This is a genomic window from Streptomyces sp. NBC_01013 (assembly GCF_045162765.1).
Taxonomy (GTDB): domain Bacteria; phylum Actinomycetota; class Actinomycetes; order Streptomycetales; family Streptomycetaceae; genus Streptomyces.
The window spans coordinates 4,535,616-4,551,939 of the sequence record NZ_CP108687.1 but is presented as its reverse complement, the minus strand read 5'-3'; the positions used below and the strand labels follow the sequence as shown (position 1 = coordinate 4,551,939).

At 72.3% G+C, this 16,324-nt stretch carries 16 protein-coding genes; all 16 read right to left on the bottom strand.

What is annotated here, in order from left to right; genetic code table 11:
* Positions 1-6 precede the first annotated feature (6 nt).
* On the bottom strand, positions 7-222 hold the full coding sequence (locus tag OG538_RS19860; protein ID WP_406095417.1) for an MbtH family protein: 216 nt from the start codon (positions 220-222) through the stop codon (positions 7-9).
* Positions 223-322: 100 nt separating this feature from the next.
* The gene (gene sbnB / locus OG538_RS19855) at positions 323-1,324 is read right to left on the bottom strand and encodes a 2,3-diaminopropionate biosynthesis protein SbnB (protein WP_406095415.1); all 1,002 of its coding nucleotides are present in this window, start codon (positions 1,322-1,324) and stop codon (positions 323-325) included.
* A 6-nt stretch (positions 1,325-1,330) separates the two neighbouring features.
* Positions 1,331-2,314, bottom strand: a complete 984-nt coding sequence (gene sbnA / locus OG538_RS19850; RefSeq protein WP_406095413.1) for a 2,3-diaminopropionate biosynthesis protein SbnA — start codon at positions 2,312-2,314, stop codon at positions 1,331-1,333.
* Positions 2,315-2,499: 185 nt separating this feature from the next.
* Positions 2,500-4,806 carry an MMPL family transporter gene (locus tag OG538_RS19845; RefSeq protein WP_406095411.1) on the bottom strand — a complete coding sequence of 769 codons (2,307 nt, stop codon included), beginning with the start codon at positions 4,804-4,806 and terminating at the stop codon, positions 2,500-2,502.
* A 102-nt stretch (positions 4,807-4,908) separates the two neighbouring features.
* A complete protein-coding gene (locus OG538_RS19840; protein WP_406095409.1) occupies positions 4,909-6,246 on the bottom strand; it encodes a condensation domain-containing protein in 1,338 nt (445 codons plus the stop codon).
* A complete protein-coding gene (locus tag OG538_RS19835; protein WP_406095407.1) occupies positions 6,243-6,527 on the bottom strand; it encodes an acyl carrier protein in 285 nt (94 codons plus the stop codon). Before OG538_RS19835 ends, OG538_RS19840 begins: the two co-directional genes overlap by 4 nt.
* Before the next feature lie 29 nt (positions 6,528-6,556).
* The gene (locus OG538_RS19830) at positions 6,557-8,290 is read right to left on the bottom strand and encodes an acyl-CoA dehydrogenase (RefSeq protein WP_406095405.1); all 1,734 of its coding nucleotides are present in this window, start codon (positions 8,288-8,290) and stop codon (positions 6,557-6,559) included.
* A complete protein-coding gene (locus OG538_RS19825; protein ID WP_406095403.1) occupies positions 8,287-10,059 on the bottom strand; it encodes an acyl-CoA dehydrogenase family protein in 1,773 nt (590 codons plus the stop codon). The genes OG538_RS19830 and OG538_RS19825 overlap by 4 nt, the downstream gene beginning before the upstream one ends.
* A complete protein-coding gene (locus tag OG538_RS19820; protein ID WP_406095402.1) occupies positions 10,056-11,723 on the bottom strand; it encodes a fatty acyl-AMP ligase in 1,668 nt (555 codons plus the stop codon). The genes OG538_RS19825 and OG538_RS19820 overlap by 4 nt, the downstream gene beginning before the upstream one ends.
* A 55-nt stretch (positions 11,724-11,778) precedes the next feature.
* Positions 11,779-12,186, bottom strand: coding sequence for a hypothetical protein (locus OG538_RS19815; RefSeq protein WP_406095401.1), 408 nt, complete (start codon positions 12,184-12,186; stop codon positions 11,779-11,781).
* A gap of 210 nt (positions 12,187-12,396) precedes the next feature.
* Positions 12,397-13,122 carry a 2-hydroxychromene-2-carboxylate isomerase gene (locus OG538_RS19810; RefSeq protein WP_406095399.1) on the bottom strand — a complete coding sequence of 242 codons (726 nt, stop codon included), beginning with the start codon at positions 13,120-13,122 and terminating at the stop codon, positions 12,397-12,399.
* Positions 13,119-13,880, bottom strand: a complete 762-nt coding sequence (fabG, locus tag OG538_RS19805) for a 3-oxoacyl-[acyl-carrier-protein] reductase (protein ID WP_406095397.1) — start codon at positions 13,878-13,880, stop codon at positions 13,119-13,121. Before fabG ends, OG538_RS19810 begins: the two co-directional genes overlap by 4 nt.
* Before the next feature lie 15 nt (positions 13,881-13,895).
* Complete coding sequence (locus OG538_RS19800; RefSeq protein WP_406095395.1) at positions 13,896-14,441, bottom strand: 3-hydroxyacyl-ACP dehydratase FabZ family protein; 546 nt, start codon at positions 14,439-14,441, stop codon at positions 13,896-13,898.
* Positions 14,438-14,866, bottom strand: coding sequence for a 3-hydroxyacyl-ACP dehydratase FabZ family protein (locus OG538_RS19795; protein ID WP_406095393.1), 429 nt, complete (start codon positions 14,864-14,866; stop codon positions 14,438-14,440). Before OG538_RS19795 ends, OG538_RS19800 begins: the two co-directional genes overlap by 4 nt.
* On the bottom strand, positions 14,863-15,267 hold the full coding sequence (locus tag OG538_RS19790; RefSeq protein WP_406095391.1) for an acyl carrier protein: 405 nt from the start codon (positions 15,265-15,267) through the stop codon (positions 14,863-14,865). The genes OG538_RS19795 and OG538_RS19790 overlap by 4 nt, the downstream gene beginning before the upstream one ends.
* Before the next feature lie 4 nt (positions 15,268-15,271).
* Positions 15,272-16,321 carry a beta-ketoacyl synthase N-terminal-like domain-containing protein gene (locus tag OG538_RS19785; protein ID WP_406095389.1) on the bottom strand — a complete coding sequence of 350 codons (1,050 nt, stop codon included), beginning with the start codon at positions 16,319-16,321 and terminating at the stop codon, positions 15,272-15,274.
* Between the last annotated feature and the right edge of the window lie 3 nt (positions 16,322-16,324).

The window sequence follows — 16,324 nt, the reverse complement described above, 5'->3', positions numbered from 1 at the left end:
GGCGGGTCAGGCCGCGTCGGCCTCCATGCGCTCGCGCAGGCTGCGCGGGCGCATGTCGGTCCAGACCTCGGCGATCCGGCTGAGGCACTGCTCACGGGTGCCCTCGGTGCCCTCTGCGGTCCAGCCGGCGGGCAGGTCGCGCTCGGCCCACCAGATCGAGTACTGGTCCTCGTCGTTGCGGACGACGCGGTACGTGCGGTCGTCGGTCTGCTCGGTCGCCATGTCTGCTCCTTGGAAGGGTGGTCGGGCGGTCGCCCGGTGGCGGGTGGTGCGGGTGGTGCGGGTGGCGGTGTCGCGGAGGGCACCGGCCGTGCGGGTGTGCTCAGGCGGCGGGCGGCGGCAGGAAACCGTCCACCTGCACGCCCAGGCCCTTGGCGGCCGCCTCGTCGTGCACGAAGGCGGCGAGAGCCATGTCGAGCACCCCGAGCCCGAACGGCGAGAAGACCGTCGTCCGGCCCGGCACCGGCACGAACTCCCGTTCCCCGTTCAGCAGTTCGCCGATCGAGGCGTCGATGAAGTCACGGTTGCCGGTGAGCTGCTCGGCCAGGTGCGGTGAGGTGCGCTCGCGGCACACGTGGTCGGCGTCGTCGACGATGTTGTGGGCGTCGAGCAGCGCCTCGGCGTGCAGGTCGCGCAGCGAGATGTGCAGCACCAGCGAGTCCGGCCGCACCGCGTCCAGTCCGGTGTGCGGCACTCCGGCCGTGGTCGCGAAGGAGATCAGCCGGTGCGCGCCGAGGGCCTCGTCGAGCGAGTCGGCGTACGCGACCCGCAGCCCGGGTGCGTCGGCGGCGAGCCGGCCGGCGAACTCCTCGGCGCGGGAACGTGCCTGGTCGTACACCGTGACGTCGGTCAGCTCCGGGAGCACGGCCCGCAGATGGCGCAGGATCTCCCGGTTGATGACGCCGCAGCCGATCAGCGCGACACCGGTCGGGCGCGCCCTGCGGGTCAGCAGCTCGGCGGCGAGCGCGGCACTGGCCGCGGTGCGCTTGGCGGAGATCACCGAGCCCTCGACCAGCGCTTCGGGGTGGCCCGTGGTCAGCGAGTTGAGCAGGATCGCGGCGCTGGCGCGCTGCAGTCCCGACTCGATGTTCCCCGGGAACGACGAGATCCACTTCATCCCGGCCACCGGGCGGTCGCCGCCGCGGTAGGCCGGCAGACCGATGATGCGGTCCCGGTCGTGCCCGGGAAAGCGCAGGAACACGGAGTGCGGGACCGCGGTCTGCCCGGAGGCGTGCAGCCGGTAGGCCTCGGCGACGGTACGGACGTTGTCCGCCTCGCGTCCGTCGAGGATGCTCTCGACATCGGCATGCCGGATGACGATCATGGGAATTCAGTCCTTCCAGAGATGGGAGACTTCACCGAAGTTCCGGCGCACCCAGTCGTCGGAATAGATGGTGTCGAGGTAGCGGTCGCCGCCGTCCGGGAAAATGAGCACGCAATTCGACCCGTCCGGAATGTGCTCCGCGTATTTCCGCAGGGCCGCGACCGTCGCCCCGGACGAGCCGCCGGCCAGGATGGCCTCGCGTGCGACGAGCCTGCGGCAGGCGGCGACGCATTCGAGGTCGGAGATGTGCACGACCGCGTCGGCCGCCTGGGGGTCCATCAGCGGCGGCACCACGGAGGCGCCGTGACCGGGGATGAGCCGCGCCGTCGACTCCAGGCCGAAGATCGCGCTCCCGAGGGCGTCGACGGCGACGACCGTGGTGTCGAGGCCTTCGTCGCGGATGTGGTCGGCGCAGCCCTTGAGGGTGCCGAAGGTCGAGACCGAGGCGAAGAGATAGTCGACCCGGCCTTCCAGGGACTGGGCTATCTCCCGCATGGTGACCTCGTGGGCCCGCGGGTTGAGGGGGTTGGCGTACTGGTTGGGCCAGAACGCGCGGGCGGTGCTCGCGACCAGCTCGCGCACCCTGCGCAGGCGGGCCGGCAGGTACTCGCCGGTGGCCGTGTCGCGCTCGGTGACGACCTCGACCTCGGCGCCGAAGGCGTGGAGGATGGCGAGGTTCTGACCGGTGGTCTTGCCGTCGACCACGCAGATGAAGCGCAGGCCGAAGTAGCGGCAGATCTGGGCGAGTCCGACGGCGAGATTGCCGGAACTGGACTCGACTACGACGGACTCGCCAGGCACCAGTTCGCCACTGCGCACTGCGTCGACGAGCATTCTCAGCGCCGACCGGTCCTTGATACTGCCGCCCGGGTTGAATCGCTCGACCTTGGCGTAGACCTTGGACCCGAAGCCGGGCAGCAGGTTTTCCATGTGCACCAGCGGGGTGTTCCCGATGGTCGACAGAATTCCTGAGTACGGTTTCTCGGGCACGGTTGTCCCTTCGTGGCAGGCACTGTTGGAAACCTCTGACCTGACCCTCGAATTCTGTGTGGGACCGCTATACCCCCCCTATACGGCGGCAGCCGGCCCGCGGGGCGGACACGGCGAGGAGCCGGGGTACGCCGCCTGCGGCGGTACCCCGGCTCCTGGTGGTTCCTGCGGTGAGGGGAGGGCTGTCAGCGCCCTGCCGACCCCTGTCCGGTCGGCACCGGGTGCGGCTCGGCCGGCTGCGGCTCTGCGTCCGGGGCCGCAGGTGCGGGAGTGAAGTCGTCGTCCCCGCCCTCCAGGCTGACGCCGGGCAGCCAGCGCAGGGCGCGCGGCATCTTCCACGTGGCGTCCCCGAACATCGTCAGGGCGGCCGGCAGCAGCACTCCGCGCACGATCGTGGCGTCGATGAACACGGCCGTCGCGAGTCCGACGCCCACCATCTTGAAGTCGATGGCGGAGAGGGTGGCGAAGACCGAGAACACCGCGATCATCACGGCGGCGGCGCTGGTGACGACACCCGCGCTCTTGGTGATGCCCTCCACCACTGCCTGCTTGGGGGACAGACCCCGGCCTCGGTACTCACGTACCCGGCTGAGGATGAACACGTGGTAGTCCATGCTCAGCCCGAACAGGGTGACGAACATGAACAGCGGCAGCCAGCTGACCACCGCGCCGTACGAGCGGAAGTCGAGGAGCGAGGACAGGTGCCCGTCCTGGAAGACCAGGGTCAGGATGCCGTAGGCCGCGCCGATCGACAGCAGGTTGAGGATGATCGAGACGATCGGGATCACCAGCGACCGGAAGGCTGCCGTGAGCAGCACGAAGGCCAGGACGATCACGAAGCCGAAGACCCAGGGGGCGCTGCCGTTCAGCGCCGAGTTGAAGTCCTCCTGCTTGGCGGTGTCACCGGCGACCGCGAACTCCAGGCCGTCGACCTCGCCGAAGGAGGCGGGCAGCGCCTTGTCACGCAGTTCCTTCAGGGCGGCCACGGACGCGGCGTTCTTGCCGTCACCGGCCAGCGGTACGCGCACCACCATGAGCTTGCCGCCGGGAATCAGACTGGCCTCGACGGGCTCCTTCAGCTTGCCGCCGCTGTCGGCGACCTGCTCCTTGAGCACACCGATCGCGGACTTGACCGCGGCCCCGTCCAGATCCGTGCCGCGCACCACGACCTCGGCCGGCTGTGTGTCCACCGGGAAGGCCTTCTCGACCCGCTCCAGTGCCTGCAGCGCCGGCACGTCGGTGGGCAGACGGTGCTTGAGGTCCGGGTCGGACAGCTTCAGGCCGAGCGCGGGAACGGCGAGCAGGGCCAGCACCGCGGCACCGACGAGGGCCCAGATGACCGGGGCCTTGACGACCTGGCGCACGATCGTGCCCCACACGCGGGAGTCCTTGACCACGGTGCGGCGGACGCCGAGCCACGGCACCTTCCAGCGGTCGACGCGCTCGCCCAGCCAGGAGAGCACGGCGGGAAGCGCGGTGATGGCGCCGACCATCGCGATGCCGACGACGGAGATCGTGCCGACGGTCATCCCGGTGAACGTCTCGATGCCGGTGAAGAACAGGCCGGCCAGCGCGACCATGACGGTGAGCCCGGAGACCACGACCGCCTTGCCGGAGGTCCGGCCCGCGATGATCAGCGCGGTGTCGTTGTCGTGTCCGGCGGCCCGCTCCTCGCGGGCCCGGCGCAGGTAGAACAGCGAGTAGTCGACGCCCACGGCCATGCCGATCAGGAGCACCACCGACGGGGTGGAGTCCCCGATCGCGATCCACTTGCCGAAGAACGTCAGGAAGCCCATGGCCGCCACGACGGAGACCAGCGAGATCAGCACCGGCAGACCGGCCGAGATGAGGGAGCCGAAGACGACGGCCAGGATCACCACGGTGAGCGGGATGGACAGCAGCTCGGCGCGGAGGAAGTCGTCGTCCTGGATCTTGTCGATCGCCTGGCTGACGCTGACCTTGCCGGTCTGCGCGATGCCGACGCCCGGGTGTGCCTTCACCTGTTCGGTGATGGCCTTCTCCATCGGCTCCATCGAGTAGCCGGTCACGGAGAACCGGACGAGCAGCGAACGCCCGTCCTTGGAGACCAGCTTCTCGGCCGCTTCGGCGCCGTCGGTCGGCGTGACGACGTCGGAGGCCCAGTTGGCGCCGGTCTCATCCTTGCCGAGGCCGCGCAGCGCCTGCGCGACGTCCTTGGCGGCCTGCTGCATCTTGGGGTTGTCGGCATAGGCGGGGTCGCCCGCCTTGGCCTCGATCAGCACGTTCTCCTGCGGCGGTGAGAACACCTCCGCGTCGTCCAGCATCCTCTGGGCGCGGCCCGTCTCACCGGGAGAGTGCTCGTCGAGGCTGGTGGAACCCAGGCCCGCGCCGAGCGCGATGATGAGGACAACCAGACCCAGCCAGCCGAAGGCCGCCCGTTTCCGATTTCGGACACTCCAGTGGGTGATCCGTTCGACCAATGGTCGTCGGCCGGCCCCGGTTGCCTGATTCATGATGATGACCTCGTCAGTAGGGGTAGTGGGTTCACGCTGGCACCGCGTTCTCATAAGCGGCCTATATTCCGAGGCCACAGGGGGTGTGGGGGGATGCCGCACTCACCAGTCGTCGTACTGGCCGTCACCCAGGGCGAGGAGTTCCGCGAGCTGGTCGTCCGCGGTCGGCGCGATGCGCGCGACGGCCGCCGTGGGCTCGTCCACCGCCGCCTCGATCATGCGCGTGTAGACCTCGGCGAACCGCTCGACGGTCTCCCGGTCGAACAGCTCGTCGGCGTAGCGCAGGACGACCGTCAGCTCGTCCGCGCTGCTGCGCAGTTCGACGTTGAAGTCGAACTGGCCCTCCATGTGCGGAAGGTCGAGCAGCGTCAGCCGCAGGCCCCCGTACGTGGTCTGCCCCGTCGCGCCGACCAGTCCGGGAACCGGCAGCCGGTCGGTCGCGAGGAGCGTCACCGCCATGGCGAATTTGGGTACGGGGACGGGGTGCCGCAGCCGGCGGAGGCCGGCGAGCAGTCCGAGGTGGGCCTCGTCGACGGTCTCGCCGATCGTGGTGTCGGCGGCGAACCTGGCCCGCAGCGCGAGGGAGTTGACCAGGTAGCCGACCATGTCGGCGGTGCCCTTGGCGATCCTGCTGGACGCGGGGCAGCCGATGAGGAAGTCGTCGAGCCCCGTGGAGCGGTGCACGGCGGCCTGGAAGGCACCGAGCAGCAGCGCGAAGGGCGTCACACCGGCACGGGCGGCCGCGTCGGGCAGCCGGGCGGCGAGTTCCGGGGCGAGCGGGTGGACGTACGTCGCTCCCCGAAGCGCCGCCTGCCCGGTGGCGGGCCGGTCGTGGGGCAGGGTCGCGGCGGCGGTGCCCGTGCCGAGCCCGGCCCAGTACTGCTCGGCGCGGGCGTGGGCAGGGCTCTCGGCGAGCGCCCGTTCCTGGTCGACGTGCCCGCTGTACGGGGCGACCGCGGGCAGTTCCGCACCGCCGAGCGCGTACGAGTCGAGGAGGTCGCGCAGCATCAGCCACTGGCTGGTGGCGTCGCTCGCGATGTGGTGGGCGGCGACGACGAGCGCGGCGTCGGCGGGCGTGCGGCGCAGCAGCACGACCCGGAACGGCCAGGCGTCGGACAGCGCGAAGGGCCGGGCGCCGGCCTCGCGGGCGAGCAGGGTCAGCTCCTCGTCCGTGCGGCCGGGAACCTCGCGCACCTCGAAGGGCACGGCCAGGCCCGGCGCCGGCCGGCGGACCGGCTGCCCGTCCTCCTCCTCGTACACGGAGCTCAGCAGTTCATGGCGCCGGGCCAGAGCCGCCACGGCGCGGCCGAGCGCCTTCTCGTCGAGCGGGCTGTGCGTGCGCACCCCGAGCACCACGTTGTACGCGGCGCTGCCGGGAGCGAGCCGGTGCAGGAACCACATGGCTTCCTGGCCCGCGGAGAGCGGAAGTGCCGCGGTCACCGCCTGGCCAGCTCTTCCGTGAGGTGGGCGGTGATCGCGTCGACGGTCGGGTGGTCCCAGGCCATGGTCGGTTCGACGGCGAGCCCGAAGCGGTCCTCGACGTCGCCGCACAGGGTGAGGGCGTAGACGGAGTCGAGGCCGATGTCGACCAGCGGCGCGCCCTCGTCGATGTCCTCGCGGGAGCACTCCAGGTAGAAGGCGACCCGCTCGACGAGCCAGCCGCGGACCTCGGCGGCGGAGACGGTGTCGGACGCGGTGGGTCCGGTGGACGCAAGGGACATGGCTGAACTCCCGTGGGACAGCGCTCCGCTCAGGCGAGCCGGGCGCGGATGAGGTCGAAGGTGCGGTGCTCTTCGTGACGGTGGAGCAGCTCCGTGTAGAGCTCCTCGGCCGCGTCCCGGGGCAGCGGCCCCGGCTTCAGGCCGAGCCGGTCGGCGAGCCGGTGCAGGGCGCAGATCACCCAGGCCGGGTCGCGGTGCGGTCCTGTGCCGTGCTGCCACACGCCGAGACAGGCGGCGGCGGCGAGCACGTGTGCGTACCGGTCGGCGAGCAGGAACCCGCGCCGTGAGGCGAGGACCGTGCGGTCCCGGGGCGGCAGCTCGGCGGCCCGGCGCGCGATACCGCGCAGTTCGCCGGCGAACATCCTGGCCAGGGCGTCGACGCGGGGGTCGTCGTACTCGGTGTCGGTGACGGCCCGGCTGAGGGTGTCCTGGCCACGCGAATTCAGTTCCAGCTTCGCGAGGTCCAGGGGCGGCAGCGGGTCGCCGGGGCGGAAGAGGCCGGCGGCGGGGGCCTCGGCACCGGGCCGGAACCAGCCGCGGGCGGCGAGCCGCGGCAGCTGCGGCACGATGGTGGCCTGGCAGACGGCGCTGCCCGCGTGGGCGAGCGACACCACGGGCAGGTCGCGGGCGGCCTTCTGGAAGACGGCGTGGGGGCCGGTGCGCAGGTAGCTGCGGGCGCCGAGCAGCACCGAGAGCCGGTACGAGGAGTCCTGGAGCAGCTTGGGCACGAGGTACTTCACCGCGGCTGACTGCACGCTGGTCTCACCCGGCAGCAGGTGCAGCGAACGGGCGCCGACGGTGGCCAGCGCGTCGCTCACCAGGAGGTCGGCGAAGGCCCCCACCAAGGTGGCGCGGGCGTAGGGGAGGTCGGCGACCGGACGGCTGTAGAGCCGGCGCCCCAGGCCGAAGCCGAGCACGGACCGCAGCTGGGTGTCTCCGATGCCGACCACCATGCCGGGCAGCACGCTGCGGGTCACCTGGAAGGCGCGCAGCACGGTCTCCATGGCATCGCCGGGCGTGCCGAGCACGGAGTCGGCGGGCACCGGGCAGTCGTCGAACTCGATGCCGCCGAGGAGGCAGCCGCGGACGCCGGACGTCGGGTAGCGGTCGTCGCGGCGGACCGTGCCGGCGGGCAGGCGGTCGAGGTCGACCAGGAGATGGGAGTGGCTGCGGCTGCCCGGCGCGTCACTGGTGCGGGCGAACACGACGGCGGCCTCGGCCCGCGAGATGTTGTTCACGAGCTGTTTGCCGCCCCGCAGCCGCAGGCCTTCGGGGGCGGGGGTGGCGGTGAGGCCGATGCGGGAGAAGTCACTGCCGTGGGCGAGTTCGGTGTACGCGGCGACGATGCGGCCGCCGGAGAGCAGGATGTCGGCGGCCCGGCGCTGCTGCGCGGCGGATCCCGACGCCCAGATGGGCAGCCCGGCGATGAAGCTGGTGACGCCGTAGCCGATGCCGAGGGAGCAGTCGCGCCGGAAGACCGTGCGCATGAGGTGCGCGAGCCCGTCCGCCCCGGTGAGGCGGCCGCCCAGGGCGGCGGGCACGAACTCGGCGTTGAGGCCGTATCCGGCGAGCAGCCGCTCGCCCTCGGCCGACAGTTCGCCGCGTTCGTCCGCGGCGAGCACGGCGGCGGTGCCCAGCGGGTTCCCGGGGTCGTCGGCGGGGCCGATGAGGCGTTCGAGGGCGGCGGCGCGTACCCGGTGGTCCGGGTCGGCCACCGTCGCGGACGCCGCCGGCCCGGGCGCCTGGGTGATCGTCTCGCTCATGATCCCTCCTGGGTCGGCCGGCCTGCGGCCTCGGCCAGTTCGCAGTGCATCAGCGAGAACAGCAGCCCGTCGCGGTGCTGCCGCCGCAGCGTCGGCAGCAGCCGGTCCAGGGCCGGCCCGTCCTCGTCGTCGAGGTCGGGTTCGCCGCTCAGCTGCCGCAGCAGCCGGGTGAGTACGGCTTCCAGCCAGCCGCTGTCGGACCAGCGTCCGGTGGGGTTCTCCAGCCACAGGTGCAGGGCGGCCGAGGCCGCGTAGAGCAGCGTGTAGTCGCGGGCGAGCGCGAAGGCGCGTTCCGGGACGTCGCGGGCGGAGGGCCGGTGGGCGGCGAGTTCGTCGTGCAGTTCTCCGGCCAGGACGAGCAGCCGCTCGGCCTGTACGGCGACGGCACTGTCCGGCTCGCGGTCACGGACCCGGCCGACGGCGGCCGGCAGCGCCTGTACGACGCTGCATCCGGACCGGGCGTACAGGGTCAGGGATTGCGGATCGAGCTCGGGCGGCGGCGCGTCCAGCCGGGCGGAGGCGGTGACACCCGCCGGGTCGGTGTGCCCGGCGCGCCAGCCGCGGACCAGCACGGGGAACTGGTTGATGAGGTAGTTGAGGTTGACGACGGTGCTGCCGTCGAAGATGCCGACGATGCGGTGGTCGCGTTCGATCTTCTGGAACGTGCCCTCGGCGTGGTCGGCGACGAGCATGGCGCGCGCCCCGAGGACCTGCCGCAGGCCGGCGATGAGCTGGTCGCCGACCGTCGGGACGAGGTACTTCACGACGGCCGACACGGCGCTCTGTTCCCCGGTGAGGGTGTGGATGCCGCGGGTCGCGACCAGGCTGACGGCCTCGACCGCGAGCAGGTCGGCGTAGGCCTCGGCGAGGGTGCGGCCGGCCTGCGGGAGGTCGGCGAGCCGTCGCCCGTACAACTCGTGCCGCTCGGCGAAGCCGACCGCGAGGCCGAGGGCCTGCCCGGCCATGCCGAGGGTCATCGCGGAGCAGAGCGTGCGGGTGATCTGGAAGCCCTTGAGGATGATCTCCAGGCCCGCGCCCTCGGCGCCGATCAGCGCCGTCGCGGGGATCTCGGCGTCCGTGAAGGCGATCCCGCTGATGTCGGCGCCGCGCACCCCATGGGTGGGCAGAGCAGGCACCGGGCGCCAACTTCCCTCGGGCAGGGTTGTCTTGTCGACGAGGAAGAGGCTGAAGCCGCGGGCGCCGCCGGCCGGGTCGGTACGGGCGAGAACCGTCACCAGATCGGCCCGGGTCGCGTTGTTGATCAGCCACTTCTCACCGTCGAGGCGGAATCCGCCCGCCTCGGTGCGTACGGCGGTCAGCTCGCCGGCCAGCAGGTCGCTGCCGTGCGACTGCTCCGTCAGCGCCAGCGAGACCACCGCGCCGTCCATGACCCGTCCGGCGAGCCGGTCCGCCTGCTCGGGGGTGCCGCCCACCCAGACCGAGACGGCGCCGAGATACGTCTTCGTGTGGGCGAGCGCGACGGTGAAGTCGCGGCGCCCCAGCGTGCGGATGATCTGCAACAGCTCTTCGCTCGAACGCAGTTCACCGCCCAGGTGGGCGGGTACGAACCACTTCGGCAGACCGAGACCGTCGAGCCGGCGGCACACCTCGGCCGGGAAGGCCTCCGCCCGGTCGAGCTCGCCGAGCTGCGCGAAGGAGAACGCCAGATCCGCGTCGTGCGGATCACCGAGCCGTTGCTCCAGCTCCTCGGTGAGCCCGTAGGGGGACCACTCCGGGGCCGTGGTCGCTTTCGTGGCCGCCGTGGTCACCGGCTGTCCGCCTTCCGGGTCCGGGGCGCACCGGCGTGCGCCAGCGCGTCCTTGAGGTACAGCTCCCGCATGAGGGTGCGCTGGATCTTGCCGCTGGTGGTGCGTCGTACCTCGCCGACCCGCACCAGGGCCACGGCGCCGACCCTGACCCCGAGGCGCCGGCCGAGCCGGGCCCGCGCGCTGGTCGCCAGGCTCCGCAGTTCGTCCTCGCCGCGGCGGCCCGCCCGTACCTCCTGGGTGACGACGATCTCCTCGTGCGGGCCCTGCGGGACCGCGAAGGCGGCGGCCGGAAGGTTGCCGAACTCCTCCTCCAGGGCGCCGATCTCCCGCTCGATGTCGTGGGGATAGAGGTTCCGCCCGTGCACGATGATCATTTCCTTGATGCGCCCGGTGACGTACAGCTCGCCACCGAGGAGTGCGCCGAGGTCCCCGGTGCGCAGGAAGTCGCCGCCGAGTCCGACGGCCAGGGCGCCGAAGGTGCGCCGGGTCTCCTCCTCGCGCGCCCAGTAGCCCTGCGCGACGCTCTCGCCGCGGATCCAGATCTCGCCGATCTCCCCGTCCGGGCGCACCCGTGACGTGGCCGGGTCGACGATCCGCACCTCCAGGCCGCGCACGACACCGCTGCTCACCAGCTCCTGTCCGGCCGCCTCGGCTCCCACCGCGGCGAGGCGGCCGGCGGCGAGGGCATCGGCGTCCACCACGGTGACCACCGGGGGCGTCTCCACCCTGGTGCCGGTCACGAACAGCGTCGACTCGGCCAGTCCGTATCCGGGCAGCAGCGCCTCGGGGCGCAGACCGGCCGGCGCGAAGCGGGCGGCGAAGCGGGCCAGGGTCGCCGCGTCGACGGGCTCCGCGCCGTTGCAGGCGTGCGTCCAGCGCGACAGGTCGAGTCCGGCGACCTGCTCGTCGGTCAGCCGTCGCGCGCACAGGTCGTACGCGAAGTTGGGGGCGCAGCTGATGGCGGCGCCGGTCCGGTCGATCAGCCGCAGCCAGGAGACGGGCCGCTTGAGGAAGTCGGTGGGCGGCATCAGGACCGCGGTGCCGCCGAGATAGAGGGGCGTGAGCATCATCGCGATGAGCCCCATGTCGTGGTACGCGGGCAGCCAGCTGCACCAGGTCTGCCCGCCGTGCCAGCCGTGGCTGGTACGCATCAGCTCGATGTTGTGGACGAGGGCGGCGTGGGAGACCACCACCCCCTTGGGCTCACTGGTCGAGCCGGAGGTGTACTGCAGGAAGGCCGGCATCCGCGGCAGCACGGCGGGCGGCGACCAGCCGAGCACATCGGTGGCCACGGCCAGTTCGAGCGTCGCCTCGTCGAGGATCAGGCTCGCGCCGCTGTCGGCCTCGATGCCGTGGGTGCGCGCCTCCTGCCTGCTGTGTCCGCCCTGGGCCGGTACGGGGACCGGGATCACTCCCGCGTACAGGCACCCGAGGAACGCCCGGATGAATCCGGTTCCGGGGTGGAAGGCGAGCAGCACGCGGTGGCCGGGGGCGGCGCGCGTGGCGAGCCACTGGGCCACCGCCCGCGCGGCCAGGTCGAGTTGGGCGTAGCTGAGCAGCTCGTCCGTGGCGGTGTCCGCGGAGGTGAACCGGACCGCGGTACGGTCCGGCTGCTCCGCGACCCGGCGCCGGAATCCGCTCACGTACCCGTCGAAGCAGATCACGTGCCACTCCCCCTGCGTTCGAAGCCGACTGGTGGACCCACCCTCACCGGCACGGCTATCCCGGTCCTATAAATGCGGGTCCGGCCGCGATCCGGTACCGCAGGCGCAGATCGGCCACGCGGCCACGGTTGGTGGTCACCGTGCCCTTGACCTGGAGGCCCTCCGGTGTCTCGGTGATCTCGGCGTCGGCGAACACCCGGTCGTCCGGAAAGACGGGGTGACGGAAGCGGCACCGGTCCATGGCGAGCAGCCCCACGTCGCGGGCGGGCCCCGCCCACTCCTGGACGGCGCGGTCGACCGCCTCGACGAGGAAGAGGCCGGGCAGCACGGGAAAGCCCGGGTAGTGGCCGGCGACGGTGGGGTCCGCCGCGGCCGTGAAGGCGACGGCGGCGGAGTGCGCGTTGCGGCGCATGACGTCGAAGGCGGCGGCGTTGGCGACGGCCGGCGTACCGGTAGCGGTCATGACGTTCCGTCCTGTGGAAGTCCACGTGGGAATGCGGTGGGCGGTGCTTCGGGAGGGCCGCGGGTGGCCCGGCGCGCAGGACCGCCGTCCGGCCGGAGGTGCCGGACGGCGGTCCGGTGGCTGCGTGCTCGCCCTCGGCAGGCCGGCGGGCAGGGAGGGGGTGCCGGCCGTGCGAGGGTGCGTGGCGCCGGGCGGACCCGGAGCGCCGTGTCAGCCGCAGCCGCCCGCGTGGCCGTCGTCGAACGACGGCCCGTGCGGGAGTTTCCCGTCCTCGCGGGGCGGGTCGGTGTACCCGGCCTCCAGGGCCTCGCGTGCGGCGGCCGCCGCCACGAAGTCGCGCAGCCGGTCGACACCCCAGAACTTGTCGTAGTGGACCGTGAAGAACGGCACCCCGAACACACCGTCGCGGTGCACCGCGAGCAGGGCGTCGAGGCCCTCCTCGCGCAGCCGGGGGTCGTCGGACGCGCCCGCCAGCTCGGCCTCCTCGATGCCGAGCTCCGGCCCGAAGGAGCCGATGGTGGCCGGGTCGCAGATGTCCCGCCCCTCCTCCCAGCGGGCCCGTGCGGCGAGGGCGACGAACTCGGCGCCCTTGCCGTGCCGCCGGGCGGCGAGGTAGCCCAGGTGCGGCACCTCCCACACCGGGTCCCGGTCGACGGGCCACCGGAAGCTCAGCCCGCGCGCGGCGGCGAGCCGCCGTACGTCCTGGAGGATGTACCGGTGCTTGGCCGCGGACATCGCGGCGTAGGGGAATTCCCCGCCTGCCGCCTCCAGCATCTTGCGGCTCAGCGCGTCCGGCTCGCAGAACGGGATCCATTCGATGCGCGCGGCCAGTTCCGGGTGCTCGTCGACGAGTTCGCGGTAGGCGAGCCAGGAGTACGGGCTGCGCAGCGAGAAGTAGAACCGCGGCGTCACCCGCTTGCGCTTCCCGGTGCTCACAGCGCGATGCCGCCGTCCACCTGGAACACCTGTCCGGTCACGTAGGCGGCTTGGTCGGAGACGAGGAAGGAGACCAGCGCGGCGACGTCGTCGGCCGTCCCGAAGCGGCCCAGCGGGATCCGTCCGAGCATCTCCTTGGTGACCTTCTCCCCGAGGGACGACGTCATGTCGGTGTCGATGAAGCCCGGGGCGACCGTGTTGGCACGGATGTTGAACCGGCCGCCCTCCTTGGCCAGGGAACGGGTGAACCCGATGATGCCGGCCTTGGACGCCGCGTAGTTGGTCTGCGCGGCGTTGCCCGCGACACCGGCGACGGACGACAGGGTGACCACCGCACCGCCGCGCCGCTTGATCATCGGGAAGATCACCGAACGGCAGACGTGGTACGTGCCGTCCAGGTTGGTCCGGATCACCGCGTCCCAGTCGTCGTCCGGCATCAGGACCAGCGGGTTGTCCCGGGTGATCCCGGCCGAGGTGACCGCGGCGGCGACCGGCCCGAGCTCGTCCTCGACGCTCGTGACGAACGCCTTGACCTGCTCGCGGTCGGCGACGTCCACCTTGCGGGCGAACACCCGGCGGCCCAGGGCCGCGACCTCCTTGGCCACCAGGTCGGCGGCGGCCTCGTCGGAGCGGTAGCAGAACGCTATGTCGTAGCCGTCGCTCGCGAGACGGTTCACGACGGCGCGGCCGATGCCGCGCGAACCGCCGGTGATCAGGGCGACCTTCGCCTCGGCGGTCGGAGGGTTCTCAGCAGTCATGGGTGATGTCCTCCTTCACACAGGCAGGCCCGCGGGCGCGGGCAGCAGGTCGGTGGCGTTCTTCAGGGCGACGACGAAGGCGCCGACGCTCAGCAGCCGGCGTCCGCCGACCCGGGTCTCCCCGGCGAGGATCGCCGTGTCCCCGGCCTGCTTGAGCAGGCGTACGGAGTGTTCGAGGACCTCACCCGGGTACGCGTGCCCCTCGAAGGCCACGTCGTTGATGGCACCGGCCAGTTCGACCTTGCCGGCGAGGACGTCCGGGTTGGGCTGCTCCCAGGTGGACAGGAGCACGGCGGACTGGGCCCACGACTCGATGACGAAGGCCGTCGGATAGGCGTAGTCGGCGGGCGTCGCGTCCCGGCCGAGCTCCGCGTAGCAGGGCTCGTTGCCGGAGATCGCCTTGTACGTCGTCATGCGCTCGCCGGGCACGACCTCGCCGACGCGGTCGACCAGCAGGATGGGGACGCGGTGCGGAATCGTGCTCTTGATCCGGTGGATCCCGTGGAATCCGCCGGCCTCCTCGGTCCCGCGCGGTCCCCTCTCGGGTGCGGACGCGTTCACTGGGCCTCTCCTTCGGGCGTCGGAGCCGTCGCCGCGGGGGTGCGGCGGTAGCGCAATCTGATGTCGGCGACGGCGCCGCCCACGGTGAGCACGGACGCCTTGGCGGTCAGCAGCCCGCCGCCCTCGCCGACCTCGACCGTCACATCGGTGGAGACCCGGTCGCCGGGGAAGACCGGGCGCCGGAAGCGGCAGCGGTCCATGGCGACCAGTTCGAGGCCGGCGCCCAGGCCCGCGCCGTCCGCCCACAGCCGGGCGGTACGGTCGGCGGCCTCGACCAGGAACACACCCGGCTGTACCGGGAAGCCCGGGTAGTGGCCGATGAGCACAGGGTCGCCGGGTTCGGCGACGAACGTGGTGGTGGCGCCGGACGGCTCGTTGCGCAGCAGTTCCAGGCCTGCCACGCCGAGGGCGCTCGCGCGGCTCACGCGCCCTCGCCCTTCTCCTTCAGCTTGCCCTGGAGGAGGTCGTAGGTGCCCTGGAGGGAGGTGATGGCGACCAGCTCGGACTCGGCCATCTTCACCTCGTAGTGCCGCTCCAGGCACACGGTTATCTCCAGGGCCATCAACGAGTCCACGTCGAGGTCGTCGACGAAGTGGGCCGCGTCGGTGACCTCCGCGGCGTCGAGGTCGAGGATCTCCGCGACGAGGACACGCAGCTCCTCCTTGTCGAGGGTGCGGGTTCCGGTGGCGTCGCTGCTGACGGTGGTCTCGGTCATGGTCGTCTTCCGTTCGTGGATGCGTCGGACTGGGGCGGCGGGTGCGGCGTACAGGGCCTGGACGAGCAGGCGGCGGGTGCGGTAGGCACGGCGGCGGGCGGTCGGCAGCACGGGATCAGACCCGCAGCAGCGTGCAGCCCACCTGGCCGTCCGGGTCGACGGAGGTGACCAGGGCCACCTCGCCGGGACCGGCGACGCAGAGCGCGGCCGCCAGCTGGAAGGCGGCGGACGCGGCGGAGGCGTCGCCGATGAGCCGGCGCAGGCGCAGCCGGCGGGGCCGGTGCGGACCGAACACCTCGTTGAGGGCGGCCTCCTCCCGTCCGCCGAGGGCGCCGCCGGTGTCGCTCGGCGCGATCAGCGAGACGTCCTCGGGCTCCACGCCGGCCTCCTTGAGCGCCTCGGTGACAGCCCGTACGACGGCCTGCTGGGCGCCCTCCGGCTCCGGGAACCCGAGGAACCGGCTGCCGAGCAGGGTGGCCAGCGGGCTGCGCCCGTAGGACTCGGCCCGGCTGCGCGGCTCCAGGAGGAACAGTGCGCAGCCCTCGCCGAGCGGGCCCGCCGAACGCCGGGCGGCGTCCTGCCTGCCCCGGTACTCCAGCCAGGCGCGGTCGGCCGAGTACTCCTCGACGGCACCGCACAGCACGGCCTCGCAGTGGCCCTGCCGCAGCAGCCGCGAGGCGTAGTTGAGGGCCAGCAGCCCGGTCAGGGCGCCACCGGCGACGGTGGCGTTGGGACCGCGCAGTGTGTGCCAGATGGCGCTCTGTCCGGCAGCGCGGTTCATCACCGTGTTGGGGAAACGGGCCGGGTCCACGTGGAAGGGCTTCTCGCCGGTGAGCGCGTCCCGGGTGAAGTCCATGATGCTCTGCACGCTGCCGTGGCCGGTGCCGAGCACCATGCCGATGTCATCGGGGCGGTCCTCGGCGAGGCCGCCGCCCGCGGTCTCCAGGAGCATCCCGGTGGTGGCGACGGCGATGGCGGTGGCGCGGTCCATGGACCGGGTGCCCTTGCGCCCGAGGATCGCGCGTACGTCGAACTCCGGAATCTCACCGGCTCGTTGATAAGGACCCTGGCCGGACTCGGTCGTGGCGTCACGGCCCTCGCGCACTCCGTCGGCGAACACCTCCGCACCGAGTCCGTACGGCGATCCCGTGGACCATCCGGACACGAC

Excerpts from the sequence above, each read along its gene's own strand:
- fabG (WP_406095397.1), bottom strand. The coding sequence starts at position 13,880 with ATGACTGCTGAGAACCCTCCGACCGCCGAGGCGAAGGTCGCCCTGATC.
- OG538_RS19860 (WP_406095417.1), bottom strand. The coding sequence starts at position 222 with ATGGCGACCGAGCAGACCGACGACCGCACGTACCGCGTCGTCCGCAAC.
- sbnB (WP_406095415.1), bottom strand. The coding sequence starts at position 1,324 with ATGATCGTCATCCGGCATGCCGATGTCGAGAGCATCCTCGACGGACGC.
- OG538_RS19815 (WP_406095401.1), bottom strand. The coding sequence starts at position 12,186 with ATGACCGCTACCGGTACGCCGGCCGTCGCCAACGCCGCCGCCTTCGAC.
- OG538_RS19845 (WP_406095411.1), bottom strand. The coding sequence starts at position 4,806 with ATGAATCAGGCAACCGGGGCCGGCCGACGACCATTGGTCGAACGGATC.
- OG538_RS19830 (WP_406095405.1), bottom strand. The coding sequence starts at position 8,290 with ATGAGCGAGACGATCACCCAGGCGCCCGGGCCGGCGGCGTCCGCGACG.
- OG538_RS19835 (WP_406095407.1), bottom strand. The coding sequence starts at position 6,527 with ATGTCCCTTGCGTCCACCGGACCCACCGCGTCCGACACCGTCTCCGCC.